The 10,462-nt window shown below is 38.5% G+C and carries 9 protein-coding genes and 1 pseudogene; 2 read left to right on the forward strand and 8 right to left on the reverse strand.

Annotated elements, in window-relative coordinates:
- Nucleotides 1–66: 66 nt before the first annotated feature.
- The 3 genes from CQ839_RS24195 to der all read right to left on the reverse strand — a co-directional run bounded on the left by CQ839_RS24195 (nucleotide 67) and on the right by der (nucleotide 2,170).
- On the reverse strand, nucleotides 67–477 hold the full coding sequence (locus tag CQ839_RS24195) for a type II toxin-antitoxin system VapC family toxin (protein ID WP_103670867.1): 411 nt from the start codon (nucleotides 475–477) through the stop codon (nucleotides 67–69).
- The gene (locus tag CQ839_RS25375; protein ID WP_181016331.1) at nucleotides 478–744 is read right to left on the reverse strand and encodes a hypothetical protein; all 267 of its coding nucleotides are present in this window, start codon (nucleotides 742–744) and stop codon (nucleotides 478–480) included.
- 67 nt (nucleotides 745–811) lie between these two features.
- Nucleotides 812–2,170: a ribosome biogenesis GTPase Der gene (gene der / locus CQ839_RS24205; RefSeq protein WP_103670868.1), complete on the reverse strand. Its 1,359-nt coding sequence runs from the start codon at nucleotides 2,168–2,170 to the stop codon at nucleotides 812–814.
- Nucleotides 2,171–2,380: 210 nt separating this feature from the next.
- Here der and CQ839_RS24210 point away from each other — a divergent pair, with 210 nt between their 5' ends.
- The gene (locus CQ839_RS24210; protein WP_103670869.1) at nucleotides 2,381–3,058 is read left to right on the forward strand and encodes a DUF2459 domain-containing protein; all 678 of its coding nucleotides are present in this window, start codon (nucleotides 2,381–2,383) and stop codon (nucleotides 3,056–3,058) included.
- A 7-nt stretch (nucleotides 3,059–3,065) separates the two neighbouring features.
- Here CQ839_RS24210 and CQ839_RS24215 read toward each other — a convergent pair whose 3' ends face one another.
- From CQ839_RS24215 to CQ839_RS24235, 5 genes are all read right to left on the reverse strand, one after another.
- Entirely contained in the window at nucleotides 3,066–4,325 is a 1,260-nt protein-coding gene (locus tag CQ839_RS24215; RefSeq protein ID WP_103670870.1) for a glycosyltransferase, read from the reverse strand.
- Between the two features lie 182 nt (nucleotides 4,326–4,507).
- A complete protein-coding gene (locus CQ839_RS24220) occupies nucleotides 4,508–5,326 on the reverse strand; it encodes an FAD-dependent thymidylate synthase (RefSeq protein WP_103670871.1) in 819 nt (272 codons plus the stop codon).
- 58 nt (nucleotides 5,327–5,384) lie between these two features.
- Nucleotides 5,385–6,155, reverse strand: coding sequence for a DUF4276 family protein (locus CQ839_RS24225; RefSeq protein ID WP_103670872.1), 771 nt, complete (start codon nucleotides 6,153–6,155; stop codon nucleotides 5,385–5,387).
- Nucleotides 6,152–7,438 (reverse strand): AAA family ATPase, encoded by a 1,287-nt coding sequence (locus CQ839_RS24230; protein WP_103670873.1) that lies wholly within the window; start codon nucleotides 7,436–7,438, stop codon nucleotides 6,152–6,154. The genes CQ839_RS24225 and CQ839_RS24230 overlap by 4 nt, the downstream gene beginning before the upstream one ends.
- Nucleotides 7,439–7,490: 52 nt before the next feature.
- On the reverse strand, nucleotides 7,491–9,662 hold the full coding sequence (locus CQ839_RS24235) for a P-loop NTPase fold protein (RefSeq protein WP_103670874.1): 2,172 nt from the start codon (nucleotides 9,660–9,662) through the stop codon (nucleotides 7,491–7,493).
- 340 nt (nucleotides 9,663–10,002) lie between these two features.
- On the opposite strand from CQ839_RS24235, the pseudogene CQ839_RS24240 reads away from it, so the two are divergent.
- Nucleotides 10,003–10,380 (forward strand): annotated as a pseudogene (locus CQ839_RS24240) (Uma2 family endonuclease); the annotation flags it as partial.
- Nucleotides 10,381–10,462 lie beyond the last annotated feature (82 nt).

A 10,462-nucleotide genomic window follows, 5' to 3' on the forward strand; every position in this document is an offset into this window, starting at 1 on the left:
TTTTTGATGAATATCTTCCTAAATGGAATTATAGAGCCATTCCTCAAAATAACTGAAATGCATAAGTTATTTATTTTTCATTCCTAAGTCAGGTACTTTACAGAAATCTTTGAGATTACTTGTAACTATTATGCCATTCACAGAAAGCGCGATCGCTGCAATTTGCAAGTCTTTTGTAGCAACCTTATTGGTTAATTTCTTTTTGAGATCTCGATAAATTTGGTATGCATTTTCATCAAAATCCATAACATTAACCTTTTTAAAATATGTCAATGTATCCTTAAAACCCTTGTAAGCCCAGATACAGCGATCAGAGTTTACGTCCATAAACTTGAACCAACCACGAATTTTTTCTTCTGCGGTAATTGCGGTTATAGCTACATCTTTTGGATTAACAGTAGAAAGACGTTGCAAAACATTAGGATGAGAATTTTGTAGGTAAGTCACATGGTTAGTATCAAGTATCCACAAACTCATCTAATTCAATTCCCCATCAGTAACGTCTTGATGATTGGCTTCCATAGATGCAGTTACTTCTTCAAATAAGGGATTATCTTTGTGCATACCAGCCATTTTTAGCCAAGGATTATCTTGGTTAACATTAGGCAAAGAACCTAAAAGGTTTTCTACTTGCCTTAGTTGGCTGCGAGCATCTGACACTTTGTCTTCATATTCTTCTACGAAACTGGCAATTACATCTTTGAGTTCATCGACGGTTAAATTACTAACTATCTGGCTTGTCATGTTAAACAACCTTTACTGCTTGTAAAATTATAACCAAAACAAAAGGGACGCTTTGCGTCCCTTTTGTTTATCTCAATGCTGAGTTTTTCGATTTTTCGACTTCGCGATCTTTTTTGCCGCGCCAGATAAATCGTAACGGTGTCCCATCAAAACCGAGAGTTTTGCGGAACTGATTTTCGATGTAACGCTTGTAGTTATCGTTGAAACGATGCGGATCGTTGACGAACAGAATTACGGTTGGGGGACTATCAGAAATTTGGGTACAGTAATATACTTTGCCCTGCTTACCGCCGCGACTTGTGGGTGGCGCGTGCCATGTAACCGCTTCATTGAGAGCTTCATTTAAAATCGCCGTAGGGACGCGGCGCTTATGCTGTTCATATGCTATATCTACACGTTCAAGAATTTGCTCGACTCGCTGCCCAGTCACCGCACTGACAAAGATAATCGGTGCATATTCCACAAACATCAGGCGGCTTTTCACATCGGCGGTGTAGTCGTAAATGGTGTAGGAATCCTTTTCGATCGCATCCCATTTATTGACCACGATTACGCAAGCTTTGCCTTCGTCATTAATCCGACCTGCTAGCTTTTGATCTTGATCAGTAACGCCGTCAAGAGCATCGATGATTAGCAGAACTACATCAGAACGTCCGATCGCTTTGAACGCACGGTTAATGCTAAAAAATTCAATGCCATAATCAATATTCTTTTTACGGCGCACTCCCGCAGTATCAATTAAGCGATATTTCTTCCCATCACGCTCGACCGACATATCGATCGCATCGCGAGTTGTGCCCGATATGGGGCTAACAATGCTGCGATTTTCGCCGATGAAAGCATTGAGCAAGCTGGATTTACCGACATTAGGACGACCAATAATCGCCACTTTAATTTCGTCGCTTTCTTTGACTACTTCTTCGGGTGCGGGTAGATGCTTAACTAACTCATCTAATAATTCGCCTGTACCGTTGCCATGAATTCCCGACATTGGGATTGGTTCACCTAAGCCTAGGTTCCAAAATTCAGCGGCTAGTGATAGTCCAAATTTTGAGCCTTCGCATTTATTTACAGCCAATAACACAGGAATATTCTGCCGACGCAACCAGCCACCTAGTTGCTCGTCAGCATCGGTAATCCCTGCCATTCCATCAACAACAAAAATCACAGCAGCAGATTCACGAATGGCAATCTCCGCCTGTTCGCGAATCATTGGTAAAAATTCAGTCTCGTCGTCAAATACTAGTCCACCTGTATCAACGACTTGAAATTCATGTGCGCCCCAGAAACATTCGCGATAAACGCGATCGCGGGTTACACCAGGTTGATCGAAGACGATCGCATATTGCTCTCCCGACAGACGGTTTACGAGCGTAGATTTGCCCACATTGGGGCGACCGACAACGGCAACAATCGGTAGCGGCATGGCTTTACAGTTTTGGAATTCCGAACTCACTATAGTAACTTTAAATTAGTACGATCGTCAATACAAAAACAATTTTTTATGGCGCGGCAAAGCCGCGCCCCAACAAAACCAAAAAGAGAGTTGCGGCGCTTCGCGCCGCAACTCTCTTTTTGGTTTTGTTGGGTGTTATTGTACAAGAGTTAATCAAGAATTGATGACACCCATCGAAACGTGACACGTAAGCAGAAGATCGCCATTTTTCTAGGAATATTGCTAGGGATTTTTATCGCGATCGCCAGTTACTTTTTCTATTGCCCTAGCCCAACTGCGGGGCTGTTCCCACCTGTCTCAAATGTTAAAACTCGCACGATTTATTTTGTCCATCATGATTGGCATTCGGGATTAGCATGGGCGCAACAAAAGCCAGAAGCTTTTGGTGCAGAAGAATGGAAAGATGCTCCCTATGTGGAAGTGGGATGGGGCGATCGCCAGTTTTATTTTGCGGGTGATCAGTCTATTCTCTCAATGCTAAGGGCGGTATTTATTCCATCGGATAGCGTCATGCATGTGGTAAGTTTTGCGGAATCTCCTACGCAGTTTTTTAAATTTCCTGTATTGCCGATAGAGCTATCCGAAGCGGGATTTCAAAATTTATTTGCTTATGTGAAGCAGACTTTTGCGGTTAATGAGAAAGGCGATCGCATGGCGACAATTGGCAAAGGTCAATATGGGGTTAGTAGTTTTTATGCGGCTGTGCCAAGATATTTTTCTTTGTTTAACTGCAATACATGGGCATCTGAGGCTTTACGCAATGCGGGTTTATCCGTTTGTCCTAATCGCGCATTGTTAGCTAAAAATCTTGCCGAACAGATTAAATACTTGCAGAATTCAGGTAAGGGCAATTCATGAATTGCCCTTACCTGAATTCTTGTAGAGCCGATCGCAATATTTCCGCAGTTTCATAATTTTGTTGCTGTTCATGGAGTTGGATTGCCCTTGTGAAGGAGGCGATCGCTTCGGGGAAATAGCCTACTTTCATCAGCACGACACCTAGATTTTGGTGGGCATCGGCGTAGTTAGGTTCGAGTGTAATTGCTTGTTGGTAAGCGACGATCGCATCTGTAAAACGTCCTGAAGTTTTGAGTGCAATTCCGTAATTAAAATGTCCTTGGGCGAAATTAGGAGCGATTTGAGTTGCCTTTTCAAAATAGGCGATCGCTTCTTTTTGATGGAGTTCTTGATAGATATTCCCTAAATTGAGATAAGCGGAAAGTTTGACAAGGTTAGGAACATCTAGGTCAATTACTTTCTCATAGGCGTTTTTGGCTAGTTCCCAATCTGCATTTTGGTGATAGGCAAGCCCTAAATGGTAATGTAACTCACAGCGAATTAAACTTTGTTGTTCGGCATCGTCAAGTAAGGCTAATCCCTTTTGCAATAGCTCAATCCCCAAATGGCGATCGCGATCTTGAGGACTACTAATGTACAAAGCGCCTAATTTGTTGAGCATATAACTATCATTAGGAAATGCTTCCAAATGCTTGTGCATCAATTGTTTAGCAAACTCATACTTATGCTTAAGTTGAATCTCGCTATCCGTATAGCCGTAATGCAGTAAAACTGGAACTTCTACATTTAGCACTTGCCAATCAGGTTCTTGCGCTTGCAAGGCTACCACCGATTGATCGATGGATTCATGATAGAACCCTGTAAATTTAATCGCAGGATGATTGCGAAATAGGCGTAGTACTAAGGAATAGGGAGCTTGCTTTGCGTCAATTTCCGATCGCAAAAGATTTACGGCTAGACAGTCTTCTCGCTGCATCACCTCTTGCAAAGTAGCGATCTCACTTTGTTCCAGAACCTCATCAGCATCAATTACTAAAATCCATTTACCTTTAACCTGTGCGATCGCATAGTTCCGCGCCTGTGAGAAGTCATCACACCACTCAAAGTGAAATACTCGCGCCTGATATTTCTTGGCAATGGCAACGGTGTGATCGCTCGATCCTGTATCGACGATAATGATTTCATCGGCAAGCGATCGCAGACTCTCCAAGCATTGTGGTAAGCGTTGTTCTTCGTTTTTGACAATTAAACAAGCGCTTAAAATGATCGGAGAATGCGATCGGGAAAATCCTTTTTTTAGAGGTTTAACTGTCTTGGTACGGGACATTGAGGATTTTGGTGGTTATTTACTAAGATTAGGAGATTCCCAAGAAAAAATACCTATGCGTAGGGGCAGGTTTTGGAATAAATCTATGGGTAAAGCATTGACTTGTTGATAAACCTGTTCCTACAGGGATTTTGTTTTATGGGAATATCTTAAGGAGATTTTCCGCAAAGAAATTCCCCTCTTTAATTCCTCTTATTCCGTTCTAGATCGAATCGATAGGCTTGGAAGCCAGTAAAATTGGCTCGTTTCTCGGAATTAGGAAGGGCGCTTGCGACATGCTCAAAGGGTGATAGGTGAGCGGGTTTAGAAGTTAATAGGCGATCGTGCAGTTTCACATCATCGGCGAGACTACGCACCCCATCATGATTGAGATAACTGACTCGCGCACAGCGTCCTACTGCCACTTTGACCAATTCGTTAATATCGCTAATTTCGTCAATATCTTCTTGTTTAATTAGCGGTAAATGCCATTCACCTGCGGTTAGTTGCTGCGGTTGACTCGCATCATAGGCAGCTTTCATTTTATTAGCAAGAACTTGGATTTCAGGCTGAGCGTCAGGATGACAGCGCTGTTCAAAAAAGTTTTGAAATTCGGTTCCCGAACAAATTACGGTAATCGTGGAGAATGGTTCCAACAGGCGATTGACTACTTGTTTATGGATGCCAATTTCTACCAATCTCCGCGCATGACGGATCGCATCAAGTCTGGCTTCTTGCCATACTGCTGATGCTGCTTGCATCTCGTCTTCTGTAACTTCGGTTTGGGCGGACATTCCCTTTTGATTTTTGCCCCAATGTAATGGATAGACTTCTTGACTCTCGACGAGTTTGATCATTTTCTCGACGGGAATGGCGCGACTGCTGCTGCTGTTTTTGCTGAGCATTCGATGGGTCATGAATTCTGAGTGAATCATGCGGTGGTAGGTCAGCACAAAGGTGGTCAGGCGATCGCCATTTAAGTTAATGCTGTCAGCGATGATTGCGGCTTGGGGTTGAAACATGATGCTTAAATTCTTAATTCATCTAAGATTGTAGTCTATGGGGTATAGCTGCTAGCGGTTAGCTTTTTGAGGGACTTGTGAGACGTGATAGGTTGGTAAAAAATTTGCGGAATTCTGGACATTTTTGTTGGGCGATCGCAGAGTCAAGTCGCCTGATAAAACGGGCAGTATGCAGTTGTTTGGAATATCTCATTCCTTCTTTTTGTTCTGAGGCTTGGATAATCGCGTTGGAAAGCTTTTGGTGATAGCTCTGGGGAAATGCGGGATCTAGCCCAAAATTTTCAGGATTGCTAAAGGATAGTTGGCGATCGGTTACGAGCCAGTGCTGCATTGCCTTACATTTATCGCGAAATTCGGGATCTCTTGCTAAGTTCTGCTCCCAATCGGCTATCACCCAAGACTCTAATTCTGGTTTGGCGAATCCGATAATATGATTGACTGGCGGAATGTTGGGGTTGTTTTTCCATACCCGATCTAGGATATCTACAAATTCTTGAGATTTTTGTTGACAGAAATCGTTTGGATCGTTAATGCCTTGGGGTGGATAGTCGAGATCGTCAAAAATCAAAATGAGATCGCACATGGGATCGTTTAATCTAAATTTATGATTTAATCTCTCTTCAATTTCTTTGAGCAATGATTTACCCGTCAAGCCTTGCGATGCTCGATCTGTCTTGGGTTTTGCCCCTAATTTGTTAGGTTTTATTCCTTCCTTATTACTAACTGGTGTCACTCTTTGGAAGTCACAATTTGGAAATTCTCTGCGTAAGTAGGGAAGTAGTCCAGATATTTCTGATTGTCCACCTCCTGCAAATACCCATACGATCACAGCGCCCAGCCTCCAATTTCAGGTTCACCTACTCGATACAGATCTCCAAGCTCCCATCCTTCATCTAGACGATCTTGGAGGCGTTCTCTGGATAGGGTTTTGACATGGAATAAGGTTTGCTCTGGGTTGGAGGCTTCAAAGACATGGACATTCTCTAGTCTGTCTGTAAATTTATCCAATAGGTCGGGGCTATGGGTGGTAATGATCACCTGTGTTCTAGCGGCGGCGTTTTTTATCCATTCGGCAAGGTAGCTCAACCATTGAACATGCAAGCCGACTTCTGGCTCGTCAATGACGATGAGGGAGGGTAAGTTAGGGGAGTTGAGAATGATTGCCCAGCACAACATTCTAACTGTGCCATCGGACATTTCATCAAGGTATAGAGGACGTTTGGTATTTTGTAAATGCCATTCAATGCTAATTCTGGTTCTGCCTGTTCTGATGGGGCGAATTCGTTTTGTTTGTGGCACGATGTCGCGCATGATGACGTTGAGTTGGTCTTCAAAGTCGATGCTTTCTTGGATGAGGTTGTCTAGGACTAGGGCTAGGTTTTCACAGTCAGGATTGAGATATTTCTCTGGAGATCCGATTTCTGGTTCTGCATTACGAATCCTTTTTAGATTCATATTATTAGCACTATAAAATCGCCAATCAGAGACAAGATTAATGATTTGGCGACGAATAGTAAATAGAGTTTCTGTTTTTGGTAGATCTTTTATACCCTCTAGTAATTTTGGCATAATAGTTAAACCAATTTCATTAGATGGAATTTCGTTTACTTTAGTACATCTTAAATGTAAACCATCTTCAGTATCAAAAATAGCTCCATATTCGTTTGATTTGTATGGAAATTGGTAATAGTATAAAGGTTTGACATCTTTTTTGGGCTTATATACAGACAATGATTCTGTATGAATTTGTGGAAATCTTTTGGAAGAGCATAGAATTGACAAATAGAAGTTTACTTCGATATTAATAAAATCATCAATGGCAAATGTAAATATTAAATCTACTTTCTCTGGTGGAGAGTCTGCTGCATTTAGCATTCTAGAGTCGCCCAACTCTGATATAGCTTTTATTAAATTTGTAATGCCATTTTTGTCCGATAAAGGTTCATCTAAAATACCATCTTTTAAGAATTTTAATAAAGCAATAAAATTACTTTTGCCAGAGCCATTTGAACCTACAAATACGCTCAAACTATTACTTAACTTACATCCATTTTCAATGTCTAGATTTTTGTATCTATGAGTAGATAATTCACTAATATATTTAATCTTCATGATTATTTTAATTTTAATTAATTTTTAAATATTTACATCAATAATATAAGTTCTATATATTTATATATTTTAACCATAGAATCACTTCATTTAGACTGTCTTGGTATGTTTGAATAATTAGCTGCAAAATATACCTGCTAAAATTATTACTAATTGATTTTGATGAATCTAAAATTATCTGATTCAAAAAATATAGCCACTTAATTTTATTTTCTATGTCTAACTTAATGATTATTTTGTCTAGACAATTTCTGTTAAGTCTTATTACAATATTACTGCTAAGTGGAAGACTATCTTTTATAGATTCTGCTTTTTTATCAATAGTATTTCGCAAATGTTTTAACCATTCAGTTTCATCTAATAACTGATCATTGATATTGCTGTATCGTATTTCTAGCGTCTGGAAAATATATTGTTTTTCTTCGCTATCCATAGACATTAAATTATCAACAAAATCATTTACATTTATATGGTTAAGAATAGGAAATTTATAATAAACGGATTCTAGTATTTCGCTAAACTGAATTATTTTAGATAAGCCATTTGAATCACTGCTCATTACTTTGAGTAAGTCTCTTGCATCATTAGGTAGATTATTGTCTCTTAAAGATTCTCGTAATCTATAAATATAGGAGTCTAATTCCTTGAATTCTCTAAATTCGTTGAATCCATAGAATGGAATATCTCCATATTTATTACCATAGATATCATCATTTGCTGAGTAAGGTAGAGGTTTGATTTTATTACATTTGTTTAAATGATCAACATAAGCTTTTGCTTCTGACAAGATATCTACTTTGTTTTTATAATAAAGTTTCTTGTCTGAGAGTGTTAAGAAAATCCCAAATACATGTTTAACTTCTCTTAAATCTAAAAACTTTTTGTCTCTATAATCTAATTCGACTTTTTTAAGTAAATCCTCAAAATCATGATCAGTAAGTCTATAAAATTTATACAATTTACGCCAATCAGAAGTAGTCTGATTCTCTGGAAAATACTTTTCTAATGTTAGAGTATTTAATTCTTCTGATTTAATTTCACCTTTATCAAAAAATATTTCCCACCATTTAGGACTTGGGAATGCTCTATGTAATTCAAGTTTTAAATACAAATCTATTCTTTCTAGTGTTTTCTCACCATTACTATTCTTATCTAGCTTATAAGAAGTCATTAAGTATTGTGGTGCTTTGACTGGAATAGATTTTGCAAGTTGACTTATACATTCATCTGCCAGCTTAACGATATCGTTAGAATGTATTTTGCTCTGATTAATTTCAATAGATAAAAGTGTAAGATACTTCAATATATCCTTCAAAACTTTAGGCTCATTTTTCGCTTTTTCTGGTAGCTCTTTGAAAATCCTCTTAAAGTCTAAAATTATTTGCCTTAAGATTCTTAGATTTTTGCATTCTGTCAGATTATATATATTCTTTAGGAAATCGATATTTTGCGATAAAAATTCCTTGATGTCTGTATTTTCCTTAACTAATAATTCATTTAATGTACTTTCAAAATCAAAAACAACTTCAAAAGTCTTGCATATTAATTTTTCTTTCATGTCTCCATAGTCAGGAGTTCTTTCTTTTAATTTAACTTCATTAGCGATTAGAATTACTTTTAAGTTTTGATGTTCTATGAATTGATTGATATAACCTAGTAAATTAGATATATTTATAGTGCAGCGTTCTAAATCATCAAAGATCAAAACTTTTCTGTTAACTCCTTTATTATTTGAGCATTTTGTGTTTCTAGGAATATCTAAGGCTTTAATATTCAATGATGCATTTAAATCTATCTTAATAGAAGCATTTATAAACCCTTTGATGATATTACCTGCTATCTTAATTTGCTCAGAACCCCATAAAGGATGTAATTCTTGAAATATTGCTTCGTCTATGGCTGAAAGAGTATCTAGTCCATAAAGACTGACATATAGAAATTTTTTAGATGACACTTGCTCCTTTTTACGAAGCTTCCTCCAAAGTTTAGCCACTATATTTATGTTTTGCCAAACTTCAGATAATAATTCAGCATTTACGTGATCTTTAAATATGCTGATCTTTTTTTTGGTATTCTTTTCGCAGTATTGCTTAATAAAACATGTCTTCCCTGCTCCCCATTGACCTTTTAGTAAGACAGCAAATTTAGGCGATTCAGTTAATCCGCAGTAGTAGTCTAGATATTCTTCTATGTGACTATTGGCTGACTCGTTTTCTTGATTCATTTTTGCTTCTTTCTCAGGTTTACTGCTTTTAACCTTATTAATTTATAACAAATTATCTCCATTATCTTGAGTTTAACTTTACAAAAGGTTTCAGAACTTGAAGAACAGCATAGAGTGCATTGCGCGATCGCCTTCATTCTACAGTGCTCTACTCAAATTACAGTTAATCTTCAAACTACTGCCAAACCTATAATTGAAGATATAGATCCTATCATGATCGAAAAGCTAAAGCAGCAATCAGTCCTTCGGGGGCAATCGCTATTTGAGCGAACAAGCCATTTCATCCTATTCTTTAGCTAGTATAATAAAAGTCAGCGTCAATGATTAAAGTAGATTAACCATGACCCTCGCCACACAAACTATTCCCTCAATAACCCTTGATCGCTTTTTGACTCTACCAGAAACGAAACCTGCTAGCGAATATATTGACGGTTCGATTTATCAGAAGCCTATGCCCCAAGGTCAACATTCTCGACTTCAGCTTAAATTTTGTAACACCGTTAATGCTGCAACCGAAGACAAACAAATAGCTTTAGCCTTACCAGAATTGCGTTGTACCTTTGGGAATCGGTCAATTGTGCCAGACGTAGCAGTATTTCGATGGGAGAGATTGCCTATTAATGCGGAAGGAGAAATTGAGAATGTATTTTCTATTTCTCCAGATTGGGTGATTGAGATTTTATCGCCAGACCAATCATCGATACGAGTCATCAGTAACCCACATTCCGCTCCCAAAAAGAAGCGCAAAATAATTAGAATAGGAAAAAAGCAAGGATAGAAACAGGAGGGAGATATCAGAA

The organism is Pseudanabaena sp. BC1403, from assembly GCF_002914585.1.
Lineage (GTDB): Bacteria > Cyanobacteriota > Cyanobacteriia > Pseudanabaenales > Pseudanabaenaceae > Pseudanabaena.

Excerpts from the sequence above, each read along its gene's own strand:
- der (WP_103670868.1), bottom strand. The coding sequence starts at position 2,170 with ATGCCGCTACCGATTGTTGCCGTTGTCGGTCGCCCCAATGTGGGCAAA.
- CQ839_RS24235 (WP_103670874.1), bottom strand. The coding sequence starts at position 9,662 with ATGAATCAAGAAAACGAGTCAGCCAATAGTCACATAGAAGAATATCTA.
- CQ839_RS24215 (WP_103670870.1), bottom strand. The coding sequence starts at position 4,325 with ATGTCCCGTACCAAGACAGTTAAACCTCTAAAAAAAGGATTTTCCCGA.
- CQ839_RS25375 (WP_181016331.1), bottom strand. The coding sequence starts at position 744 with ATGACAAGCCAGATAGTTAGTAATTTAACCGTCGATGAACTCAAAGAT.
- CQ839_RS24220 (WP_103670871.1), bottom strand. The coding sequence starts at position 5,326 with ATGTTTCAACCCCAAGCCGCAATCATCGCTGACAGCATTAACTTAAAT.
- CQ839_RS24230 (WP_103670873.1), bottom strand. The coding sequence starts at position 7,438 with ATGAAGATTAAATATATTAGTGAATTATCTACTCATAGATACAAAAAT.
- CQ839_RS24195 (WP_103670867.1), bottom strand. The coding sequence starts at position 477 with ATGAGTTTGTGGATACTTGATACTAACCATGTGACTTACCTACAAAAT.